The 22,088-nt window shown below is 72.0% G+C and carries 17 protein-coding genes; 9 read left to right on the top strand and 8 right to left on the bottom strand.

Annotated elements, in window-relative coordinates; all coding sequences use genetic code 11:
- The first annotated feature begins 3 nt into the window (after positions 1-3).
- The 4 genes from F4562_RS29035 to F4562_RS29020 all read left to right on the top strand — a co-directional run bounded on the left by F4562_RS29035 (position 4) and on the right by F4562_RS29020 (position 6,741).
- Complete coding sequence (locus tag F4562_RS29035; RefSeq protein WP_184548048.1) at positions 4-1,296, top strand: ABC transporter substrate-binding protein; 1,293 nt, start codon at positions 4-6, stop codon at positions 1,294-1,296.
- A gap of 118 nt (positions 1,297-1,414) precedes the next feature.
- Positions 1,415-3,817 carry a golvesin C-terminal-like domain-containing protein gene (locus tag F4562_RS29030; RefSeq protein WP_184548050.1) on the top strand — a complete coding sequence of 801 codons (2,403 nt, stop codon included), beginning with the start codon at positions 1,415-1,417 and terminating at the stop codon, positions 3,815-3,817.
- A gap of 199 nt (positions 3,818-4,016) precedes the next feature.
- Entirely contained in the window at positions 4,017-4,637 is a 621-nt protein-coding gene (locus tag F4562_RS29025) for a bifunctional 4-hydroxy-2-oxoglutarate aldolase/2-dehydro-3-deoxy-phosphogluconate aldolase (RefSeq protein ID WP_184548052.1), read from the top strand.
- 220 nt (positions 4,638-4,857) lie between these two features.
- Complete coding sequence (locus tag F4562_RS29020; RefSeq protein ID WP_184548053.1) at positions 4,858-6,741, top strand: BNR-4 repeat-containing protein; 1,884 nt, start codon at positions 4,858-4,860, stop codon at positions 6,739-6,741.
- Here the strand turns inward: F4562_RS29020 and F4562_RS29015 are convergent.
- Entirely contained in the window at positions 6,731-7,978 is a 1,248-nt protein-coding gene (locus F4562_RS29015) for an MFS transporter (protein ID WP_184548055.1), read from the bottom strand. The genes F4562_RS29020 and F4562_RS29015 overlap by 11 nt on opposite strands.
- A gap of 83 nt (positions 7,979-8,061) precedes the next feature.
- Between F4562_RS29015 and F4562_RS29010 the strand changes: the two genes are divergently transcribed.
- Positions 8,062-8,652: a TetR/AcrR family transcriptional regulator gene (locus tag F4562_RS29010; protein ID WP_184548057.1), complete on the top strand. Its 591-nt coding sequence runs from the start codon at positions 8,062-8,064 to the stop codon at positions 8,650-8,652.
- A 141-nt stretch (positions 8,653-8,793) separates the two neighbouring features.
- On the opposite strand, the gene F4562_RS29005 is transcribed toward F4562_RS29010, so the two are convergent.
- The 4 genes from F4562_RS29005 to F4562_RS36015 all read right to left on the bottom strand — a co-directional run bounded on the left by F4562_RS29005 (position 8,794) and on the right by F4562_RS36015 (position 12,048).
- The gene (locus F4562_RS29005; RefSeq protein WP_184548059.1) at positions 8,794-9,234 is read right to left on the bottom strand and encodes an ATP-binding protein; all 441 of its coding nucleotides are present in this window, start codon (positions 9,232-9,234) and stop codon (positions 8,794-8,796) included.
- Between the two features lie 167 nt (positions 9,235-9,401).
- A complete protein-coding gene (locus F4562_RS29000) occupies positions 9,402-10,214 on the bottom strand; it encodes a DUF1206 domain-containing protein (RefSeq protein WP_184548061.1) in 813 nt (270 codons plus the stop codon).
- A gap of 37 nt (positions 10,215-10,251) precedes the next feature.
- Positions 10,252-11,184, bottom strand: coding sequence for a Ppx/GppA family phosphatase (locus F4562_RS28995; protein WP_184548064.1), 933 nt, complete (start codon positions 11,182-11,184; stop codon positions 10,252-10,254).
- Between the two features lie 12 nt (positions 11,185-11,196).
- Positions 11,197-12,048: a methyltransferase domain-containing protein gene (locus F4562_RS36015; protein ID WP_184548066.1), complete on the bottom strand. Its 852-nt coding sequence runs from the start codon at positions 12,046-12,048 to the stop codon at positions 11,197-11,199.
- 388 nt (positions 12,049-12,436) lie between these two features.
- Here F4562_RS36015 and F4562_RS28985 point away from each other — a divergent pair, with 388 nt between their 5' ends.
- Positions 12,437-13,390 carry an NADP-dependent oxidoreductase gene (locus F4562_RS28985; RefSeq protein ID WP_184548112.1) on the top strand — a complete coding sequence of 318 codons (954 nt, stop codon included), beginning with the start codon at positions 12,437-12,439 and terminating at the stop codon, positions 13,388-13,390.
- Positions 13,391-13,443: 53 nt separating this feature from the next.
- Here the strand turns inward: F4562_RS28985 and F4562_RS28980 are convergent, their stop codons facing one another.
- A complete protein-coding gene (locus tag F4562_RS28980) occupies positions 13,444-14,106 on the bottom strand; it encodes a response regulator (protein ID WP_184548068.1) in 663 nt (220 codons plus the stop codon).
- Entirely contained in the window at positions 14,103-15,446 is a 1,344-nt protein-coding gene (locus F4562_RS36495) for a sensor histidine kinase (protein WP_221207870.1), read from the bottom strand. The genes F4562_RS28980 and F4562_RS36495 overlap by 4 nt, the downstream gene beginning before the upstream one ends.
- A 171-nt stretch (positions 15,447-15,617) precedes the next feature.
- On the opposite strand from F4562_RS36495, the gene F4562_RS28970 reads away from it, so the two are divergent.
- The gene (locus tag F4562_RS28970; protein WP_184548070.1) at positions 15,618-18,701 is read left to right on the top strand and encodes an efflux RND transporter permease subunit; all 3,084 of its coding nucleotides are present in this window, start codon (positions 15,618-15,620) and stop codon (positions 18,699-18,701) included.
- Between the two features lie 316 nt (positions 18,702-19,017).
- On the opposite strand, the gene F4562_RS28965 is transcribed toward F4562_RS28970, so the two are convergent.
- A complete protein-coding gene (locus F4562_RS28965) occupies positions 19,018-19,611 on the bottom strand; it encodes a TetR/AcrR family transcriptional regulator (protein WP_184548071.1) in 594 nt (197 codons plus the stop codon).
- Between the two features lie 71 nt (positions 19,612-19,682).
- On the opposite strand from F4562_RS28965, the gene ureA reads away from it, so the two are divergent.
- On the top strand, positions 19,683-20,408 hold the full coding sequence (gene ureA, locus F4562_RS28960; RefSeq protein ID WP_184548073.1) for an urease subunit gamma: 726 nt from the start codon (positions 19,683-19,685) through the stop codon (positions 20,406-20,408).
- Positions 20,405-22,054: an urease subunit alpha gene (locus tag F4562_RS28955; protein ID WP_184548075.1), complete on the top strand. Its 1,650-nt coding sequence runs from the start codon at positions 20,405-20,407 to the stop codon at positions 22,052-22,054. The genes ureA and F4562_RS28955 overlap by 4 nt, the downstream gene beginning before the upstream one ends.
- Positions 22,055-22,088 lie beyond the last annotated feature (34 nt).

The raw sequence follows: 22,088 nt of genomic DNA, 5'->3' as shown, positions 1-22,088 counted from the left end.
ACCATGAACACCCTCAGCCGCCGTGACGCGCTGCGTCTGTTCGGCCTCGCCGCCGGAGCCGCCGGGGCCTCCGCCCTGGTCGCCTGTGCCCCCGACGCCTCGGGCGGCGCCCCGGCCGCGGGCGGAGACGCGGCGGCCAAGACCTTCTCCTTCACCTCGTGGTCGCTGAACGAGGAGGCGCAGAAGGCCGCGGTGCAGTCGATCGTGGACGCCTACGCCACGGCGAACAAGGTCACGATCAAGACCGCGTCCTTCCCGTACAACGAGTACCTCAACCAGATCACGCTCAAGCTGCGCGGCGGGCAGCTCAGCGGGGCGATCCAGCTCGACGTGGCCTGGCTGGGTGCGCTCGCGGCGATGGGCCGGCTGACCGACCTGGGTGCCCAGGCGGCCAAGGGCGGCTACACCGAGGCGGCGATCAAGAGCGGCCAGCTCGGCGGCAAGCAGTACGGCCTGCCGTGGACGACGGGCTCCATCGGGCTGATCGGCAACAAGGAGATCCTGGAGAAGGCCGGCGTCAAGGAGATGCCGGTCACCGTCGAGGAGTTCGAGGAGGCGCTGCGCAAGGTCAAGGCGCTCGGCGGTGGCGTCGTGCCGTACGCCGCCGCGACCAAGGCCGCCCAGCTCAAGGACATCCTGCCGTGGATGCGGACGTTCGGCAGCCCGCTGCTGGAGGGCGACACGATCACCATCGGCGACGAGGGCTCGGTCGCGGCCGTCGAGTGGTACAAGAAGCTCTACGACGACAAGCTCATCGCCCCGGACGTGGACCGCTTCGACGCGCGGGCACTGTTCTCCCAGGGCAAGGCCGCCTTCTACGACGACGCGATCATCGCCAGGGGTGTGGTGTCCGCGCAGGCCGCCGACAAGTCGCTGACGGAGAAGATGGTCCCGCTGGCCCGCCCGGTGCTCAAGGCCGGTGACGCCCCGCAGGCGCTGCTGTGGGGTCATGTGATCGTCGTGGTGGAGGGCGAGGGCTCCCAGGCGGCGTCGGACTTCGCGCTGCACGCCACCTCCGACACCGCGACCACGGCCACCTTCTTCGAGAAGGTGAAGATGCCCCCCACCACCACGGCCGGGCTCGCCGACCCCAAGGTCAGCGGGGACACCTTCACCACCGAGTGGACGGAGAAGATCACCAAGACCGCGAGCCAGAACCCGTTCTGGCGCTACGCCGGCTACGGCCAGATCGAGACGGCCATCGCCGAGCAGGTGCAGGCCGTGCTGGTCGGGCAGTCTCCGGCGAAGGACGCGCTGGCCAAGGCCGCGGAGACGGCCAAGCCGCTGCAGAAGTAACGGCCGCGGACCGCCCGGCAGGGGCTGCTCCTCCCCGCGGAACCGCCATTCCGCACGAGACGCCGCACCCGCCGGGCGGCCCTGAACACCCTCCTGCCCGTCACGACAGAGGTGCTTCATGTCCATGCTCGCACGCGCGCTGACCGGCGCGCTCGCCTTACCGCTCGTCCTCGCCGCCACGTCCCCCGCCTCCGCCGCCGCTGTCACACCCCTCGCCCCCGTCTCCGCCGCTCTCGTGGCCCCCGCCCCCGTCTCCGCCGCTCTCGCGGCCCCGGCGTCCGCACCCGGTGCCGTCGCCGCGACCGTCTCCACCACCCGCGACCCCGGATACCACGAGACCGGCGCCTGGACGCAGGCCCAGCGGACCGGCTACCTGGACGGCACCACCCGCTTCACCCGCGAGGTGGGTGCCACCGCCTCCTGGACCCTCACCGCCCCGGCCGAGGGCGAGTACACCCTCGGCGTGTGGATCCCCCGCTCCGCCGACGTCAACGACCCCGCCGTCACCTACTCCTGGGACGGCGGCACCCCGGTCACGGTGAACCAGGCCGCCATCGGCGACGCCTGGCACACCGTCGGCACCGTGCGGCTCGCTGCGGGCACGTCCCTCACCGTCACGGTGACCGCCCGCACCGCGGGGAAGGTGACCCGTGCCGACGCGGTACGGCTGCGCTCCACGAAGCCCTCCCAGGACGTGCTCGTCAACCAGAGCGGCTACGACCTGGGCGCCTCCAAGCGCTTCACCGCGCCACGCGCCGAGGACGGCAGCCCGTTCACCGTCACCCGTGAGGGCTCATCCACCGTCCTGTTCCGCGGCACGGTCACCGGCGGCGCCGGTGACTTCACCGCCTTCGACCCCGCCGCACCCGGCCCGTACGTGATCACCGTCACCGGGACCGCGGCCGGGACCGGCACCTCGCACCCGTTCGGGATCGGGGCGAACTGGACCTACCGCGTCTCCCTGCAGCGGGCGATCGACTTCATGGTGGGCAGCCGCTGCGCGCACGGCGACGCCACCGAACTGGTCTTCACCGACCCCGCGGGCAACCACTGCAACCGGGGCAACACCGGTGTCGCCTGGCGGGACGACCACCAGTTCTCCTTCTCCCTGCAGGGTCTGATCTCCATGTACCTGGCCAACCCGGACGCCTTCACCGGCACACCGGGCACCGGCCGCTACGACGGGCTGGCGATCCCCACGACCCCCGACGCGCCGGAGATCGCCAAGCTGGTCAACTGGGGGGTGGACCTCTACCTGCAGGGCCAGGTCAACCACGACCTGCTCAAGGAGCAGCTGGCCTGGTTCGTCCACGCCTACCCGCACTTCTCGCGGTGGATCCCGCGCGAGCAGTACGTCAAGGCCCGCGACCACCTGGTGCGCCTGTGGGGCGACCCGGACCGCAGGCGGTGGAACTGGTACGACATCGCGCACACCGCCGACCTGTTCCAGACCTACACGGTCGTCGGCACCGGCAAGGGCCAGTTCCCGCCCGGCCACTCGATCGTGCCCAACCTGATGATGTACGAGGTCGCCAAGCGCGACGGGCTCCCCGACCCCGGCCGTTACCTGGCCTCGGCCACCGCGCAGGCGAAGTGGATCGTGGACAACCTCGACTGGAACGACCCCGCCACCACCAAGGGCCAGCGGATGAGCGAGCACGTGACGGTGACCTCGCTCGTCTACCTCCTGCGCAACCACCCGGACGCGGCGCCGCCCGGCCTGGCGGCCAAGATCCGCCAGTGGGCCGACGTGGTGGTCGCCCGCTCGGCCAACATGTGGGACTTCCGTAAGTACTCGGCCGACCTGTGGATCATCCCCGAGTTCAACGAGCCGGGCAACGTCGCGGGCCTGCCCGCCGCCGCGCTCGCCGCGGCGGGGGTCGTCGGTGACGCGACCGTCGCCAGGACGCTGCGCCGGATCGCCGCCTCGCACGTCGACGGCGTCTTCGGCCGCAACCCCGCCGACGCGCACTTCTCGCACGACGCCGCCACCGCGGACGGCTTCGAGGGGGTGGAGCGCGGCTGGCCCAAGGAGTATCCGCCGGGTAAGGGCGCGGGCGAGCTGGAGGAGGTCCGCGGCGTGCTCGACGGCTCGCCCAAGGAGGCCGGTTACCCCTACGACCCGGACGCCGACCTCGGCTACACCGAGGGCTGGGTGGCGTTCAACAGCGCGTGGAACGCCAGCCTCGCCCAGCTGTCCGCCGACCGGACGAGCCTGCGCGCGGCGGCGGTGGCGCCGGGCCGGCCGTTCTCCGTACGGCTGCGCGCGGCGCTCAACCTCGACGCGGCGACGGCGGAGACCGGGACGGTGCGGGTGACCACCTCCGGCGGCGACGACGAGACGCTCACCGTCACGGAGGCGGGCAGGAGCTCACGGGACTTCACGGGGACGCTGCCCACCGACGCCGGAACCGTCCGCGCGGACGACGGGCGGCTGCAGATCCGCCCCGGCCAGACGATCACCGTTCGCTACGGCCTGGACGGTTTCGCCAGGACGGCCACAGTGCGGGTCGTCTCCTGATCGCCGGGGTCCGGGCCACCCCCTGGCCCGGACCCCGGGTGCGGAGACGGGCGGATCCCCCTCTGTCCGCCCGTCCCCTCCCCACCCCTGTTCTCTCCCCTCGGGGACACTCCATGCCCGTTCGTACACTTTTAATCCTTTTGATCTTCTCTATTCTTTTTCGCCCTTTCACTGACCGAGCAGAGTGAGGTTCAGCTCCATGGCCGAATACCGCTGGCGTCTCGCCGAGCGCGTCGTCTCCGACCGGGTGATCGGCATCATCCGGGCCCCGGACGCCGACACCGCGGCCGAGCTCGGCACCCGCCTCATCGGGGCCGGCCTCCACTCGGTCGAGGTCTCACTGTCGACGCCCGCGGCGCTCAGCGCGATCCGGCGGCTGGCGGGGGGTGCGGCGCTCGTCGGCGCGGGAACCGTCCTGGACGCTCAGCAGGCCGGGGCCGCGATCGAGGCCGGAGCACGTTTCCTGGTCTGCCCGACGCTCAGCACCGACGTGATCCGGTCGGCCCACCGCCACGGCGTGCCCGTGGTCGCCGGAGCCGCCACACCCACCGAGGTCCTGACCGCGCTGGAACACGGGGCCGACCTGGTCAAGATCTTCCCCGCCTCGCAGTCGTCCCCCGGCAGCCTGCGCGACCTCCTCCAGGCCCTCCCGTACGCCCCGCTCGTCCCCACCGGCGGCGTGAGCGCCGCCACCGCGCCCGAGTGGATCGCCGCCGGGGCCGCCGCCGTCGGCATCGGCGGCGAGCTGACCCGCGGCCCCGCCGCCGAGACGCCCGGCCGCGTCGCCGCGCTGCTCTCCGCACTGCGCACATCCGCCTGACCCGCGCCACCCCGCCCCGCGCGGCGTGCATCCGCCCGACCCGTACCCCACCGCCCCACCCGGGGCACGCCCTCGGCCCGTCCCCCTTCCCACCCGGGGCACGCCCACCGGCCCGCCCCCTTCCCGGCTCGATGCACCGCCTTCCGGCCGGCACCCGATGAACACCGAAGAAAGGCAGCACATGACACCCCCCGAATCACGTCCGTCGCCTTCCCATTCGATGCCGTCGCCCGTTTCCCGCCGGAGGAGCGGTCTGGGCACCCGGACCGCCCTCACCGCGGTCGCGCTCGCCGGCCTGGCCTGCGCGGCGCTCCCGGCCACCGCCCAGGCCGCACCCGACCGGCAGGCCGGACGGGCGCCCGCCCCGGCGGTGGAGAAGCTCCCCTTCCCCGTGGACACCTCCAACCAGGCCGGATGGTGGCGTCCCCTGGACCGGTTCAAGGGCGTGACGTACTTCGCCTACAACGCCCCCGTCACGGCCGCCGGGCAACACGAGGTGCACGTCGCGGCACGCGGGACGGACGGCACCTGGACCAGCGGCTGCCTGCGGACCGCCGCCGGGGCGTGCGTCGCCTACGGTGACGACGTCGGGCACAACCAGCCGTCCATCGTGGTGGACGGCGAGGGCCACATCCACGCCTTCGTCTCCATGCACAACCACCCCTGGCGCTATTACCGCACGACCCGGGCCGGTGACGTGACCTCCCTGGTGGACGCCTCCGCGGACATGCCCGACGGCGAGTCGCGCTTCACCTACCCAGTCACCGTGCGCGGCGGCGACGGCGACGCCTACGTGATGGTCCGCACCGACCAGGACACCCTGGGCAGGCGCAGCGGCCGGCTGTACCGCTTCGACACCGCCACGCACGCCTGGAGCCGGGTCGCGGTGATCGCCTCGGCGAACGGGCACTCCTTCTACCCCGACGACCTGAAGGTGGACCCGCGCGGCCGGGTGCACATCCTGTGGGAGTGGGGCCCGTGGCCGGCCAGTGCCCTGCGTCACCTGGGCTCCTACCTGGTCTACAACCCGGCCGACGGCTCCTTCCGTGACGTGAGCGGCACCGAGCGCACCGTGCCCGTGACGCCCGACGCGGGTGAGCCGGTGGTCTACCAGCCCTACGCCGAAGGCGAGACCATCACCTCGGAGAGCCCGGCGATGCAGACCGCGAAGATCGCCCTGAAGGGGAACCGGCTGCACGGCATCGCCTACCGCTATCGTCCGGCGACCGGCGGCGGCAACTTCGCCGGGTTCGACGTGCGCTACGCCACCTGGAACGGCTCGGCGTGGACCCGCGAGACCGTCGCCGACCGGACCGAGGCGGGCCCCGCCGTCGAGACGTCGGCGGCGATCGACGCCACCCACTCCGCCGGTAAGACCCGCATCTACTTCGTCGCCCAGGCGACCGGGTGCGGCGGTGTCCGCAGCCAGGTGGTGGTGGCCGAGCGGGCGGCCTCCGGAGGCCCGTGGCGGTTCACGACCGTGGGCGACCCCCAGCGCGACCTGCAGCGGCTGCGTGCCCTGCCGCACCCGAGCGGGACCGACGTGCTCTATGTGACCGCGCCGCTGGCCGACGGCGGCCGGGGCGGACTCTGGCACGCGTCGGTGCCCCGAGCCGGCGGCCCCGTCACCGGGAAGACGTTCCCGCAGATCACCCAGGAGCTGTTGGGCGGCGACCCGACCGGCACGAACCTCGCACTCGGTGCCCAGGTGACGGTCTCCTCCGCCCTGCGCGCCGACACCGGCGGCGACAAGGCTGTCGACGGCCTCTGCACCGACGCCAGCCGGTGGATCTCCGCCCAGGGCGACACGGCGCCGACGATCACCGTGGACCTCGGCTCTCCGGCCGCGATCGACCGGGTCCGGGTGCAGACCGGCTACACCCGCGCACCCGTCCCGGGCACCGACGTGCTGCGCGACTTCACCGTCGAGGCCCGCGTCGACGGCCAGTGGCAGGAGATCGGCCGCGTCACGGGCAACACCTCCGGCACGGTGACCGTGGACGCCGGTGACGTCCAGGCCGACCAGGTGCGGCTGCTCATCACCGACCCCTCCGGCAACGCCCTCGACGTCGCCCGCGTCTTCGAGATCGAGGTCATCGGCTGACCGCCCCGCCCGCCGGCGGCCGAACCCGCCGGCGGGCCGCCGGCGGGCGGGTGCGCGACACGACGGCGACGATCGCCCCCGCGGCGGCGAACACGGCCGCGGAGACGAGCGCCGTCCGGCTCAGACCGAGCTCCAGGGAGCCGACGAGCTGCGGGGCGACGCTCGCCCCGGCGAACAGGGTGAACGTGTAGAGCGCGGTTCCCGCCCCGCGATGGGGCAGCGCCAGCGGCATGACGACCTCGATCATCGCCGGAGCCGCGACCGAGACCGTGAGCGCGACGGCGAACATGCAGACGCCCACCGTCCACACCGATCCGGGCAGGACGGCGAGCGCGGCACCGGCCACGGCGGCGACCGTGAACGCGGCGAGCAGGCGGCGGGCCGGCGGGACCCTCGAGAGGAACCGGTTCGCGAACGGCGCCGCGATCAGGGCGGGCAGCGCGCTGGCCCGCAGCGCCAGCAGCGCGTCCTGCGGGATGAGGCCGGAAAGCTGGATACCCGTGTACAGGCCCACGAACGGGCCGAGGACGGCGGGTGTCGCGAGAAGGAAGGCCAGCAAGCGCCGGCGTGTCACGAGCCGGCCCAGCGGGGCAAAGGGGTTGCCCGGCGCGGGGGCGACGGGCGGATCCCTTCTGAGGACGAGGGCTGTGGCGATGACGGCGGCGGCGAGGAAACCGGCACTCGTGAAGAAGAACCAGCGCCATCCCTGCCAGACGCCGACCGCCTGGGCGAACACCTGCCCGATCACCGCCGCGGCGAGGAAGGAGCTGGTCAGGACCGTCATGGCCAGGCCCCGCCTGCCGGGTTCGACGCGGCTGCCGAGGTAGGAGAACGCCGCCGGCGCGAACGCAGCCGAGAGCAGCCCCTGCGCGGCGCGGGCGACCAGCACCCAGGTCAGGGTCGGTGCGAGCCCCGCGGCGAAGGTCACCGGGATCAGCAGCGCCAGCCCGGAGAGCATCACCCGCCGGGCACCGAGCCGGTCCACCACCACGCCCCACAGGATGAAGCCCACCGAGTACGCGAACCCGAACACGCTCTGGACCGATGCCGCCGAACTCGGGGAGACCGACAGGGTGGTCCCGATGTGACCGAGCAGGGGGATCACACCGTACAGCTGGGTCAGCAGCCCCAGGGCGGTGAACGCGAGAGCCACGGTGGTGCGTCCGAACGGGACGGACTCCCCGGTCGAGGGGATCGCCGGGGAGGAGGTGTCCACCGGTGAGGAGGCTGGGGGCATGCCCGGACCGTACCAACCATCTAGTTGGTTGACAACCATCCGGTTGGTTGCCCGGGTGGGGGCCGGCTCCTAGACTCGTCGGCATGCCAGGTCCCCGATCCACCAGGCGTGCGTTGCTGGACGCCGCCCGCGGTGAATTCGCCGCCCATGGCCTCGCGGGAGCCCGGGTGGATCGGATCGCCGCCGCCGCCGGCGTGAACAAGCAACGCATCTACGGCCACTTCGGCAACAAGGACGGATTGTTCGCGGCGGTCGTCGACGACGCCCTTGACGATCTCCTGGCCATCGTCACCCTGCCCGACGGTGAGCAGGGCGAGACCGGCGCTCTGCTCCGCGAGTACGTCGGGCAGGTCTCCCGCTACCATCGCGACCATCCCGAATTCCTGCGCCTGCTGCAGTGGGAGGCACTGGAGAACGCCTGCCCGGCCGATCCGGCCTCGGCACGCGCGGCCAGGTACCGGGAGAAGGTCGAGCAGTTCGGCCGGCGTCTGGGGATGCCCCGCGATCAGGCCGCCTCCGTGCTTTTCGGGGTCATCGGCCTGGCCGCGTGGCCCCAGGTCCTCCCGCAACTCGCCGCGCTCATCGTCGGCGCCGAGAACGGCAGGGAGTTCGTCGAGGAGCGGACCCTGGACTGGGCCCTGGGCGTCGCGGAGCGGGCGGGCCCGCAGGCGTGAGGCGCGGCGGACGGATGACTCACGCCGGTCGCCGGGAGGCCGGGCTCCGAGAGGCCGGGCTCCGGGCTGCGGAGATCAATGGGGCCGTGTCCTGCGGATGGCTGCGTCCTGGCGGCCGCGTTCTGCGGATGGCGGAGGACGTCACCTGACGCCCGCCAGCCTGGGCGTGCGGACGACGGCCGGTTCCAGCACGAGTTCGAACCAGACCCGGTTGGAGCCCCCCTCCCTGACCAGCCCCCAGCGGTGGGACAGCGCCTCCAGCAGGGGCAGGCCGCGACCGCCCGTCGCGTCCGGGTCGGTGTGGCAGACGCACGGGACCTGCGGCGAGCCCTCGTCCTGGACGCACACCCGCACGCTCCGCGCGGAGCAGACCACGGTGACGGTGAAGACCCCGCCGTCCCCCGAACGGGAGTGGACGACCGCGTTGGTGGCGATCTCACTGGTCAACAGGACGCAGTCGTCGTGGAGGGGGTGGTCGCGACCGAGGGTCATCGAGATCAGACGGCGGGCTCTGGCCACCTGGTCCGGGGCACCCGCCAGGCGGAGCGCCCATTCCCCGTCGCCGTACTCCGATGACTCCATACGCCGCCCCCTCCGATGCTGCCGTGCGTCTGAAAAGACGCTCGGCTCACCGAAGAAGATGTCACGGAAAAGTATGAATAACGTCACTTATAGGGCAGGCAGGTGGGTCTTGCCATAATAGCCCCAATGTGCATTACCGCACCTGCCGTCCCTTATATCCCTATCTGTCACATCCGGTGCCAGCGGGCCTCGAAGAAACAGTAGCCCGCGAAGAGGAGCAGGCCGATCGCGACGACGCCGAGCAGCCACGGCCCTGCCGGGGTGTCCGCCAGCGAGCGCAGCGTCGAGTCGATGCCCTTGGCCCGGTCGGGCTCGTAGGTCAGCGCGGCCTGGACGACGAAGACTCCGGCCACTGCGGCGATCACTCCACGCGCGAGGTAACCCGCCATTCCCAGTTTCTCGGCCAGGTCCCGCGCTCGCGGGGGCATCTGACCGGTCTGCAGGTCCTGCAGGAACCTCTTCTTCCACCCCTTGTGGATCCAGTAGGCCCCGAGCCCGACCAGGCCCAGCCCGACCAGGCCCACGAGGAGCTGGCCGGCGGGTAGGTCCATCAGCATCGCCGTGAGGTCCTTGGAGTGCTCGTCGGTCGAGCCGCCCGAGTCGCCGCGCAGCAGCAGGCTGAGCAGGGTGGCCACGATCAGCCCGTACACCACGGTGCGTGCCGCCGACTCGACCCGGTCCTTCGTCCGGCCCCGGCCGATCACGGCCTCCGATAGCTGCCACAGGGCCAGCGCGGTGAAGCCGACGACCATGAGCCAGAGCAGCACGGTGCCGAAGGGCTGCTCGGCGACCATCTCGATCGCGCCGGTCTTGTCGGCCTCCTTGCCCTCGCTCCCACCACCGAAGGCGATCTGCAGGGCCAGGAACCCGGTCAGTCCGTAGAGGACTCCGCGGCAGGCCATGCCGAGGCGGGCGAGCCTGTCCAGTATCTGACTGTTCGCCGCTCTGCGCGCGGCGCCTTCCAGCTGAGCGCTTGTCATAACAATGCGCTCTTACCGATTCAAGGTTCGGTAAACTTCACCGTTCGGGCATCGCGTCCAGCCGACGCAGGATGACGCCCTCGCGCAGCGCCCACGGGCACACCTCCAGCTCCGCCACGCCGAACAGGTCCATCGTGGCGTCGGCGACGATCGCCCCGGCCGGCAGCTGGGGAGCCCTCCCCTCCGAGACGCCGGGCAGCGCGGCCCGCTCCCGGACGCCCATCGTGGCCAGCCGGCCGGTCCAGCCGACCAGGTCCGCGTGCCGGAGCACCCGGCGCGTGTTCGGCCCCTCGATCGTGGGAGCGGCACCGGCGATCCTCGCCAGCTGCTTGAACGTCTTGGACGTCGCCACGGCGTGATCCGCCTGCCCGTACCGCAACACGGCACCCACGGTGCGGGCGATCTCCGCCCGTACGTGCTTGCGCAACGTCCTGACCTCCTCGGCGGGCGGGGGGTCGGCGGTGAACCGGCCGCGGGTGAGGCGACCGGCCCCCAGCGGCAGCGACACCGCCACGTCCGGCTGCTCGTCGATGCCCGAGGCGATCTCCAGCGAGCCGCCGCCGATGTCGAGCACCAGCAGCCGTCCGGACGACCATCCGAACCACCGCCGCACGGCCAGGAACGTCAGCCGCGCCTCGTCCTGCCCGGAGAGCACCTCGATCCCGACGCCGGTGTCGACCTGCAGGCGGGCGAGCACCTCCTCACCGTTCACCGCCTCCCTGATCGCGGAGGTGGCGAAGGCCATCAGATCCTCGACGCCCTTGTCCTCGGCGATTCGCAGAGCCTCCTCGACGGTCTCGCGCAGCCGCGCCGCCCCCTGCGCCGAGAGCCGCTCACCGTCCTCCATGTGCTCGGCGAGCCTCAGCTCCACCTTGTGGGAGTACGCCGGTAGCGGCCGGGCCCCCCGGTGTGCATCCATCACCAACAGGTGCACCGTGTTGGAACCGATATCAAGAACGCCCAGTCGCATGGGATGAAATTACTATTTCTTGGAGAGCTCTCCGGCAGCGGCCCGCAGATGAATGCTGACCGCGTACCCGCCCCCATCGTAGGGGGCACCTTCCCATGTCGCGAGGCGGCGCAGCGGCGTCAGTCCTGCGGCCTCGCACCAGGCGTCGTAGTCGGCCAGCCCCACCGGGGCAGAGGCGAGCGGAAGGTGCGCGGCGTCCAGCCCGAACCCGCTGACCAGCAGCCCGCCGGGCCGCAGCAGGGCGGCCAGGCCCGCGACGGCCCGCGCCTCGGTGCCCGGAGCGAGCAGCGGGATGACGTTGCCCGCGGCGACGACCAGGTCGAACGGCCTGACGCCCGCCGGGCCGGAATCACCGGAGCTAAAGTCACCTGAGCCGGGGACAGCGGAGCCGGGGATGAGGCCCGGAGCGCCGGAATCGGAGACGGCGGCGGAACGGACACCGGGGCCGGGGACTGAGCCGGGGCCAGGGACTGGGCCTGGGGCTGGGACTGGGCCGGGGACTGGGGCCTCGGGGTCGAGGACGGTCGGGGAGGCTCCGGAGCCGAAGAGGCTGAGGTCGAGGGCCCCGAGGTCGGCCAGGATCCAGAGAAGCCGTGGCGCGGCCCGCCGGGCGACCCGGAGCATGGACTCGTCGAGATCGACGCCCACGCAGTCGTAGCCCAGCTCGGCCAGCCGGATGGCCACCCGGCCCGTCCCGCAGCCGGCGTCCAGCACCCGGGAACCCGGAGGCACCAACTCCGCGCACAACCGCGCCTCGCCGTGGACGTCCGCTCCGGACTCGGCCAGCGCGGCGAACCTCGCCGCGTACCGCTCCCCCGCGTCGCCACCCGTGATGTCCGCCCAACGGCTTCTCGGCTCCACCATGCCCCCATGATTCCACCGCCGGCGCGGAGGGAACGCCCCGGCACGGGCAGACTCAGCGGAGGGAACACCCCGGCGCGGCCAGGCTCATCCGTAAGGGAAAGCCCCCGCACACCCAGACTCACCCGTAGGGGAAAGCCCCGGCGCGGCCAGACTCGCCCGTACGGGAAAGCCCACGTATGGGGAAGCCCACCGGTTCCACCAAACCCTCGGAGGCCGCCGGCCACCGCGCGGTAGCGTCGCCACGTCGTCGACGACATCCGATACGCCGTCGGTGAACATCGGCTGATTGACCGGCGCGTCGTAGTTGTCCAGCCCGAACGACGTTTTCCGGCAACCGGTGCACCTTACGCAACCGGTGCGATGATCAAGGAGAAGCATCGTGACCCTCATGCGTGCGATCAGCCAGGACACCTTCGGCGGGCCCGAGGTGCTGCGTCCCGTGCAGGTGGAACGACCGGAACCGCTGCCCACCGAGGTGCTGGTCCGCGTTGTCTCCGCCGGAGTGAATCCGGTCGACGTCAAGACCAGGACGGGGGCGGGCATGGCCGGAGTCCTGGGCGAACCGCCCTTCGTCCTCGGCTGGGACGTCTCGGGCGTCGTCGAGGAGGTCGGCTTCGGAGTGCATACCCTGCACGTGGGGGACGAGGTGTACGGCATGCCGTGGTTCCCCCGCCAGGCCGGCGCCTACGCCGAGTACGTCACCGCACCCTCACGGCAGTTCGCGCGCAAGCCGCGTTCCCTCGGCCACGACCAGGCCGCCGCCGTGCCGCTGGCCGCGCTCACCGCCTGGCAGAGCCTGGTGGACGCCGCCGAGGTGCGGGCCGGGCAGCGTGTGCTCGTCCACGCCGCCGCGGGCGGCGTCGGGCACCTGGCCGTGCAGATGGCCAAGCACCTGGGTGCGTACGTGATCGGCACCGCCCGGGCCGGCAAACACGACTGGCTGCGCGGCCTGGGCGCCGACGAACTGGTCGACTACACGGCCACCCGCTTCGAGGACGCGGTGCGCGACGTGGACGTGGTCATCGACCTGGTCGGCGACGAGCACGACACGACCAGCACCCGGTCGCTCGGCACACTCCGCCCCGGCGGTCTGCTCGTCGCGGTGCCCTCCGGTGTCTCCCCTGAGCTGACCCGCGAGGCCGAGAACAGGGGCTTGCGTGCCCGTCCGTTCCTGGTGGAGCCGGACGGCGCCGCGCTGACCCGGATCGCCGAGCTGATCGACGCGGGGAAGGTCTCGATCGAGGTGGAGGAGGTGTTCCCCTTGGAGCGGGCAGCGGACGCGCACGAGCGGATCGCCACAGGACGCACCCAGGGCAAGCTGGTCCTGCGGGTCGCCCCCTGACATCCGGGAGGCGCCACCTCCGGCGCTCCCCGCGGGTCGCGCGCCGGAGCCGGTCAGTTCGCCTCGGCCGTCGCGGTGATTCCGGCATCCGAGGCGAGCAGACCCGCCTGGGTACGGTTGGACAGGCCGAGCTTGACCAGCATGCGGGAGACGTAACTCTTGACGGTGGCCTCCGAGAGGAAGAGCCTGCGGGCGATCTGGGCGTTGGAGAGTCCTTTTCCGAGGCAGGCGAGCACCTCCATCTCGCGGTCGGTGAGCTCGCCGATCCGGGCCAGCGCCTCCTCCCTGGCGGCGTCGCGGCCGGCGGAGGCCGACAGCAGCCTCCGGGTGGCCGCCGGGGAGAGCACGGTGTGGCCGTCCGCCGCCACGCGCACCAGCCCGATCAGATCCTCCGGCGGGGTGTCCTTGAGCAGGAACCCCGCGGCCCCCAGGGTCATGGCCCGCAGCACGTAACCGTCGCGGTCGAAGGTGGTGAGCACCACCACCTTCGGCGGCGCGGGGAAACGGGCGATGTGCTCGATCGCGGCCAGCCCGTCGACGCCGGGCATGTGCAGGTCCATCAGCACCACGTGCGGGCGGTGGCGGATCACGCATTCGACCGCCTCGGCACCGTCGTAGGCCTCACCGACGATCATGAGGTCGTCGGCCGCCGACAGGATCGTCCGCAGCTGGGTACAGACCATCCGCTCGTCGTCGACGATCAGCACCCGGATCATCGCGGCCCCCGCCTTCCTTGCGGGACCGCCTCTCCGGCGGGGCCGACCGGTGCGCCGAGGACATCACAGGCGGCGGAGACGACCGGTGGGATCGGAACACCATGGGTCACGGGAGCGTCCGCCGAGCCAGGAGCCGCGGACGCCGTGGGAACCGCCCGCGTCGTGGGAACCGCCCGCGTCGTGGAGACCGCCCGCGTCGTGGAGACGGCCGGGGGAATCGGCAACGACGCCTCGACCTCGAAGCCTCCGTCGTCCGCGGGGCCCGCGTGCAGAGAGCCGTGGACCAGCTCCACGCGCTGGCGCAACCCACTGAGACCGGTGCCGCCCTCACCCAGGGTGATCCCCGCCGGACCACCGGCCGGGCCGTTGCGCACGGCGAGACGGATCAGGTCTCCGGTGTGGCCGACCCGGACGGTGACCGCGGCCCCCGGCGCGTGCTTGTGGACGTTGGTCAGCGCCTCCTGCACGACCCGGTAGGCCGTCCGCGCCACGACGGGCGGCGCCGGATGGGGCACACCGACCACGGTGAGGTCGATCTCGATGCCGGCGGCCCTGGACTCCTCGACCAGGGCGGACAGGTCGAGCACGACAGGTTCGGCGGTGCGGGCCGAGCCGAACGTCTCCTCGGAGCGCAGCACGCCGACCAGGTCACGCAGCTCCTCCAGCGCCTGGCATCCGACCTGGCGCAGTTCCTCCGCCGCCTCGCGGACCACCTCGTCGTGGGCGATCGTCCGCAGCGCGCCGGCCCGCAGCACCATGAGGCTGACCCGGTGGGTGATGACGTCGTGCATCTCCCCGGCGAGCCGGGCCCGCTCTTCGGACCTGGCCTGCTCCGCCATGAGTTCCCGTTCTCGTTCGGCGCGCTCCGCCCGGTCGGCCAGGGCCTGGATCAGCCGCCGCCGGTAGGCCAGCCACATGCCGAGCAGCGCCGGGGCGAGCACCAGCAGCGACGTGGTCAGCGTGTTGAACACGATCTCGACCGGCGGAAGCCGCAGGGTCCACGGACGGGCGAAGAGCAGCGCCAGGACGATGACCGGGTTCCAGTCGCGGGCACGCCCCCGGCCGTGGCGGCCCACCGCGTAGGCGGCGAAGGGGCCCGCGAGCGTGGCCGCGAACGCGCACAGCACGACGCACAATGTCACCACCGCGGCCGGCGCGCGCCGCCGGGCGACCAGGGCCAGGCCCGCGACGAGCTGCGCGGCGCCGTTCGCCCAGGCAGCCGGTGACAGCGGCGGCTCGTGCCCGCCGGGCTCGACCAGCCCGGACCACGCGCCCACGCAGCCGACGACGAGCGCCAGCACCACATCACCCACGACCGCCCGGTTCGGCTTCCACTTCACGCGACGACGCTATCCACTGCCCCCATACGGAGCCAGCGCCGGGTCGCAACAGTCAACTAAAGCGGATGCCGGTGCAACTTTCGTCGGTTCGGGCCGCAACCTTGGCCGCTATCGAGGGGCGGTGCCGAAGCTGAACGGTAGGGGGTGACAACCGTTCCCGAGGGGATTCCATTGAACGCTCTCACCCGGATAAGTCTCGCCAACAGGGCACTGGTCGCCCTGCTGTCGCTTGCGGTGCTGATATTCGGCGCGATCGCCACGATGTCGTTGAAGCAGGAGTTGCTTCCCTCATTCAGCGTGCCCACGGTGGGCGTGACCGCGGTCTATCCCGGCGCCGCCCCACAGATCGTCGAACGCGCCGTCACCGAGAAGATCGAGGAGGCCGTCAAGGGCGGCGCCGGTCAACAGAAGGTCACCTCCTTCTCCAGCGGCGGCCTGTCGAGCGTCCTGATCGAGTACGAACACGGCACCGACGTCGACGAGGCCATCCAGGACCTCCAGCAGCGCGTCGGCCGGATCCAGTCGCAGCTCCCCGACCGCGTCACCCCGCAGGTCGCCCCGGGCACCTCGACGGAGTTCCCGGTCATGAGCCTGGCGGTCTCCGGTGACGACGAGCGCCGGCTGGCACGGCGGCTGAAGGATCTCGCGCCCGGCGAGCTGGGTTCGATCGACGGCGTGAGCCGGGTGCTGGTCGGCGGCGGGCAGCCGGAGACCGTGGAGGTCCTTCTCGACCAGCGCGAGCTCAACAAGCGCGGCCTCACCGCCGACGCGGTCGCCGTCGCGCTCGGTTCCGGCGGCACCGTCGTGCCCGCCGGCACCCTGACCACCGACACCGAGTCGCTCGCCCTCCAGATAGGTGAGAACTTCGACTCGCTCGCCGACGTACGCGGCCTCTACCTGGCACCGAGGGTGAAGCTGGACGATGTCGCCGACGTCCGCGTGGTCGAGGAGCGCGCGGAGTCGCTGACCCGCACCGACGGCAGGCCCAGCCTCAGTCTGGCGATCATGGCCAAACCCGACGGCAACACCGTGGCCATCGCCGAGGAGGTCAAGAAGCGGCTGCCCGGCCTCACCCGGGCCCTGGGTGCCGGCTCCACACTGACCGTCGCGTTCGACCAGTCCGAGTTCATCCAGCAGTCCATCGGCGACCTGACCACTGAGGGCCTGCTCGGGCTGGGCTTCGCCGCCCTGGTGATCCTGGTCTTCCTGTTCTCCTTCCGTTCCACCGTCGTGACGGTCATCTCGATCCCGCTGTCGCTGGTGGTCGCGCTCATCGGCCTGTGGGCCAACGGCTTCACGCTCAACATGCTGACCCTCGGTGCGCTGACCATCGCCATCGGGCGGGTCGTCGACGACTCGATCGTGGTCATCGAGAACATCAAGCGTCACCTCGACTACGGGGAGGACAAGCTCCGCGCGGTCACCACGGGCACCCGTGAAGTGGCGGGGGCGGTCACCGCCTCCACACTGACGACGGTGGCCGTCTTCCTGCCCATCGCGTTCACCGGCGGTATCACCGGAACCCTGTTCTCGGCGTTCGCGCTGACCGTCAGCATCGCGCTGATGGCCTCGCTGCTCGTCTCGCTGACCGTGATCCCCGTCCTCGCCTACTGGTTCCTCAAGGCGCCCAAGAACGCGGTGACCCGCGAGGCAGCCGAGGCCAAGGAGCGCAACGGACTGCTCCAGCGCCTGTACGTCCCGGTCATCCGGTTCGCCGTACGGCGACGCTGGGTCACCCTGCTGGCCGCCATCGCGATCTTCGCGCTCACCGGAGGCCTGGTCGGCCAGCTGAAGACCGACTTCATCGGCGACTCCGGGCAGAACACCTTCCAGGTGCGCCAGGAGCTGGCCTCTGGCGTCAGCCTGGAGGGAGCCGACCAGGCGGCCCGGGCAGTGGAGAAGGTTCTGGAAGACACCCCCGGCCTGGAGTCGTACCAGGTCACCGTCGGTCCCGACAACACCGACACGGGCGGGGCACGGCAGGTGGCGACGTTCTCGCTCACCGCGAAGGACGACACCGACGTCAAGAGGCTGCGCGAGACCGTCCGTGTCCGCGTCACCGAGCTGACCACGTCCGATCCGGAGCTCGGCAGGGTGAGCGTCCAGGGTGACCAGGGCGGCCTGGGCGACGACCTGGCGGTCACCGTCTCCGCGCCGGACGACACCACGCTGGCGCGCGCGGCGGAGCTGGTCGCCGACGCCATGCGGCAGGTTCCGGGCACCTCGGAGGTGAAGTCCGGTGTCACGGGCACGTCACGGCAGATCTCCGTGCGGATCGACAGCAAGGCCGCCGTCGCACATGGGCTCAACGAGCGACAGATCATCCAGGCGGTGGCCCGGGTGACGCAGGGCGAGCGGGTCGCCGACATCACCCTCGACAGCGAGGAGCGGGAGATGTCCCTGCGGGTCGACGCCCCGGCGGACGACCTGGCAGCGCTACGAGACCTGCGGATCCCCACCCCCATGGGCCGGACCGTCACGCTGGACGACGTGGCGACGGTCAAGACCGTGACGGCCCCCACCAGGTTGAGCCGGATCGACGGGGAACGCGCCACCACGGTGAGCGCCAAGTTCACCGGCGAGGACCTGGGCACGGCGAGCGGCGCGCTCGAGAAGCGCCTCGGCACACTGGCGCTGCCCGCCGGTGCCGCCGCCGAGATCGGCGGGGTCAGCCAGCAGCAGGCCAGCTCGTTCAACAGCCTGTTCGTGGCCCTGGGAGCGGCGATCCTGATCGTCTATTTGATCATGGTGGCGACGTTCCGGAGCCTGGCACACCCGCTCATGCTGCTGGTGTCCGTCCCGTTCGCGGCGACCGGTGCCCTTGGCCTGCTGGTCGCCACCGGAACCCCGCTGGGCCTGTCCGGCCTGATCGGCATGCTGATGCTGGTGGGCATCGTGGTCACCAACGCGATCGTGCTGCTCGATCTCGTCCGCCAGTACCGTGAGCAGGGCATGAGCGCCCGCGAGGCGGTCGTCGAGGGCGGTCGGCACCGGGTCCGCCCGGTCATCATGACCGCACTCGCGACCATCCTCGCGTTGACGCCGATGGCCACCGGCCTGACCGGGGAGGGCGGTTTCCTGTCCAAGCCCCTGGCCGTGGTCGTCATCGGTGGTCTGACCAGCTCCACGCTGCTGACGCTGATCCTGCTCCCCACCCTCTACACGATCGTCGAGGGCGTCAAAGACCGCTTCCGGAGGGTGCCCCCGGCATCCGTGGCCCCCATCGCCGAGCGGGAACCGGCTCACGCGCACTGATGCGCCGGCTCCGCATCACCCATTCCGCGGTTCACCCCGCGGACGCCCGCACGGGCCTCCGCGGGGTCCCCCCGGTGCCCGCACGGGCCTCTGCGGGGTCTCCCCGGTGCCGGGTGACGGCCTCTGCTCCACGACCGTCCGGCCGAGCCCCACGTCCTCCACTGGTCGCGGGCGTCGCTCGCACCCTCGGCGGACCGTCGCGGCCCCTCCCGCCGGGTGACCGCGCGGCCCGGTCCCGCGGCCCCTCCCGCCGGGGCAGCTCACACGGCCGGACCCCACAGCCCCTCCCGCCGGGTGGCCGCGCGGCCCGGCCCGGTCAGGGCAGCAACTCGCGGTGGACGGCCCGCATGGCCTGGTCACGAGCCCATTCCGGGCCCCGGCCGGGCAATCCGAGCAGGACGTCCCCCGCGAGGCTGTCCATGATCCGGCACATCCGGATCGCGAGGCCGGCGGGGTCGTCGACCGGGCGGAACACTCCCTCGCCCATCCCGCGGACCACGATCGCAGCAAGCTCGCGTGCCCATGCCTCGGTGAACCCGGCGATCCTGGCCAGCGTCTCCTCATCCTGCGGAGGACGGGCGATGACCTGGGCCCAGAGCCGCCAACGGACGTCCCCAGGGCCGCCGGGCAGGTAGAGCTCCACCAGGCGGGCGACCGCCTCCGCCGGGCCGCCCGCGGCCGCGAGCTCCGTGACCAGGCGCTCGGCCAGTTCGTCCTCGCTGAGCAGGAGCGTCGAGACAAGGATGCGGTCACGCTTGCCGAAGTAGTACATGACGTGCCCGCTGCTCATTCCGGCCCGCTCGGCGATGTCGCGCACGCGCAGGCGGTCGGGGCCCACCTCGTCGACCGCCTGCAACGCCGCGCGCAGCACATGTGCCCGTACGTCGGGGCGCTCCAGCTTCGCAGTCATGGCCCCTACCGTATCGGTTTAGAATGCTGATCTAATCTCGAAACCTGTTCTAAACGCTCAAGGAGGCGACCGTGCGGCTGACACCGACGGAGCGCGACCGGCTGCTGCTGTTCACGGCGGCGGAGCTGGCGCGCACCAGAAGGGAGCGGGGGGTGCGCCTGAACGTCCCCGAGGCCACCGCCCTGATCGCCGACACGGTCTGTGAGGCGGCCCGTGACGGGGCCAGACTCGCCGAGGCGATCGCGGCGGGCCGGAGTGTGCTCGGCCCCGGCGACGTGCTGCCCGGGGTGGCCGACGTCGTCACCGAGGTGATGGTCGAGGCGGTCTTCGACGACGGCACCCGGCTGGCGGTCGTCACCGACCCGTTCGGTGGCGGCTCGCTCGGGGACGAGGGCCCGGGTGCGGTGATCGAGGCGCCACGACCCCCGGTGGGGGAGGACGTCGTCGAGGTCGAGGTGCTCAACACCGCGACCGTGCCGATCAGCGTCACCTCGCACTTCCACTTCTTCGAGGTCAACCCACGCCTCCGCTTCGACCGGGCGACGGGTTACGGCCGCCGACTGGCCATCCCCGCCGGTTCCACCCTGCGCTTCGACCCGGGTGAGAGCCGCACCGCGCCACTGGTCCCGATCGGCGGGGCACGGGTGGCGATCGGGTTCGCCGGCCTGGTCGACGGCCCGCTGGACGCCCCCGGGGCCTTCGAACGCGCCATGGAGAAGGCACGGGCCTGCGGTTATCTCGGCAGCGAGGCCCCCTCCGCCGCGACGGACGGCGAGCGCACGGCGGGTGGGCGATGAGCGTCTACGGGCCGCGCCGGGGAGACCGGGTCAGGCTCGGCGACTCGGGCCTGGTGGTCGTGGTGGAACACGACTCACAGAAGCCGGGTGAGGAGTTCCTGGCCGGATTCGGCAAGACCGCCAGGGACGGCCTTCATCTGAAGGCGGCCTCGGTCGCGGAGACATGTGACCTGGTCATCAGCAACGTGCTGATCCTCGACCCGATCCTGGGGGTGCGGACCGCGTCGATCGGCGTCCGCGAAGGACGCATCCACGCCGTGGGGCGGGCCGGAAACCCCGACACGCTCGACGGCGTGGGCGTGGTGACCGGCACCGGGACGACGATCGTCTCCGGCGAGGGGCTCATCGCCACCGCCGGTGCGATCGACACCCACGTGCACCTGCTGAGCCCGCGCATCATGGAGGCCTCGCTCGCCTCCGGCGTCACCACGATCATCGGACAGGAGTTCGGGCCGGTCTGGGGGGTCGGGGTGAACTCGCCGTGGGCACTGCGGCACGCGTTCAACGCCTTCGACGCCTGGCCGGTGAACATCGGGTTCCTGGCGCGCGGCTCGTCCTCGGATCCGACGCCCCTGGTCGAGGCGCTGGCCGAGGGCGGCGCCAGCGGGTTCAAGGTGCACGAGGACATGGGAGCGCACACCCGCGCGCTGGACACCGCGCTCCGGGTGGCCGAAGACCACGACGTGCAGGTCGCCCTGCACACCGACGGGCTGAACGAGTGCCTGTCGGTCGAGGACACCCTCGCCGTCCTGGCCGGTCGCACGATCCACGCCTTCCACATCGAGGGGTGCGGCGGCGGCCACGTGCCGAACGTGCTCCGGCTCGCCGGGGTGCCCAACGTCATCGGGTCGTCCACCAACCCCACACTGCCCTTCGGCCGCGACGCCGTCGCCGAGCACCACGGGATGATCATCTCGGCGCACGGTCTGCGGCCCGAATTGCCCGGCGACGCCGCGCTGGCCAGAGACCGGATCCGTGCGGGCACGATGGGCGCCGAGGACGTGCTGCACGACCTGGGAGTGATCGGCATCACCTCCTCCGACGCGCAGGGCATGGGCCGGGCCGGTGAGACGGTACGGCGTACGTTCGCGATGGCCGGGAAGATGAAGACCGAACTGGGTGCGGCGGACGACTCCGACAACGAGCGGGTGCTGCGCTACCTGGCCAAGCTGACGATCAACCCGGCCGTCGCGCACGGGCTGGCCCACGAGATCGGCTCGCTGGAGCCGGGCAAGCTGGCCGACATCGTGCTGTGGCGGCCCGACCACTTCGGCGCCAAACCCCAGCTCGTGCTGAAGGCCGGCTTCCCCGCGTACGGGGTGACCGGCGATCCGAACGCCTCCACCGACACCTGCGAGCCGCTGGTGCTGGGCCCGCAGTTCGGTGCGTACGGAGCGACCCCGGCGGACCTGTCGGTGGCCTTCGTCAGCGGGGCCGCCGTACAGGCGGGCGATGACCGCATGACGACCCGGCGGCGGCGCGTCGCCGTGCGCGGGACGCGGGGCATCGGTCCCGCGAACATGGTGCGCAACGGGCGGCTCGGGTCAGTCGAGGTGGACGCGCTCGGCCGGGTCACCCTGGACGGCGAGCCCGTGCGCTCCTCTCCCGCCGACTCGGTGTCGCTCAACCGCCTCTACTTCCTTTGACCTCCCGGCCCCGATCCCCTTTCCCACCTCCCCA

Origin of the sequence: Streptosporangium becharense (assembly GCF_014204985.1) — a bacterium.
GTDB classification, from domain to species: domain Bacteria; phylum Actinomycetota; class Actinomycetes; order Streptosporangiales; family Streptosporangiaceae; genus Streptosporangium; species Streptosporangium becharense.
The sequence above is the reverse complement of the archived record's forward strand: the minus strand, read 5'-3'. Positions and strand labels throughout refer to the sequence as shown.

Excerpts from the sequence above, each read along its gene's own strand:
- F4562_RS29000 (WP_184548061.1), bottom strand. The coding sequence starts at position 10,214 with ATGACAAGCGCTCAGCTGGAAGGCGCCGCGCGCAGAGCGGCGAACAGT.
- F4562_RS29020 (WP_184548053.1), top strand. The coding sequence starts at position 4,858 with ATGCCGTCGCCCGTTTCCCGCCGGAGGAGCGGTCTGGGCACCCGGACC.
- F4562_RS29025 (WP_184548052.1), top strand. The coding sequence starts at position 4,017 with ATGGCCGAATACCGCTGGCGTCTCGCCGAGCGCGTCGTCTCCGACCGG.
- F4562_RS36015 (WP_184548066.1), bottom strand. The coding sequence starts at position 12,048 with ATGGTGGAGCCGAGAAGCCGTTGGGCGGACATCACGGGTGGCGACGCG.
- F4562_RS28980 (WP_184548068.1), bottom strand. The coding sequence starts at position 14,106 with ATGATCCGGGTGCTGATCGTCGACGACGAGCGGATGGTCTGTACCCAG.
- F4562_RS29010 (WP_184548057.1), top strand. The coding sequence starts at position 8,062 with ATGCCAGGTCCCCGATCCACCAGGCGTGCGTTGCTGGACGCCGCCCGC.
- F4562_RS28985 (WP_184548112.1), top strand. The coding sequence starts at position 12,437 with ATGCGTGCGATCAGCCAGGACACCTTCGGCGGGCCCGAGGTGCTGCGT.
- F4562_RS29005 (WP_184548059.1), bottom strand. The coding sequence starts at position 9,234 with ATGGAGTCATCGGAGTACGGCGACGGGGAATGGGCGCTCCGCCTGGCG.
- F4562_RS29035 (WP_184548048.1), top strand. The coding sequence starts at position 4 with ATGAACACCCTCAGCCGCCGTGACGCGCTGCGTCTGTTCGGCCTCGCC.
- F4562_RS29015 (WP_184548055.1), bottom strand. The coding sequence starts at position 7,978 with ATGCCCCCAGCCTCCTCACCGGTGGACACCTCCTCCCCGGCGATCCCC.
- F4562_RS28955 (WP_184548075.1), top strand. The coding sequence starts at position 20,405 with ATGAGCGTCTACGGGCCGCGCCGGGGAGACCGGGTCAGGCTCGGCGAC.
- F4562_RS29030 (WP_184548050.1), top strand. The coding sequence starts at position 1,415 with ATGTCCATGCTCGCACGCGCGCTGACCGGCGCGCTCGCCTTACCGCTC.
- F4562_RS28965 (WP_184548071.1), bottom strand. The coding sequence starts at position 19,611 with ATGACTGCGAAGCTGGAGCGCCCCGACGTACGGGCACATGTGCTGCGC.
- F4562_RS28995 (WP_184548064.1), bottom strand. The coding sequence starts at position 11,184 with ATGCGACTGGGCGTTCTTGATATCGGTTCCAACACGGTGCACCTGTTG.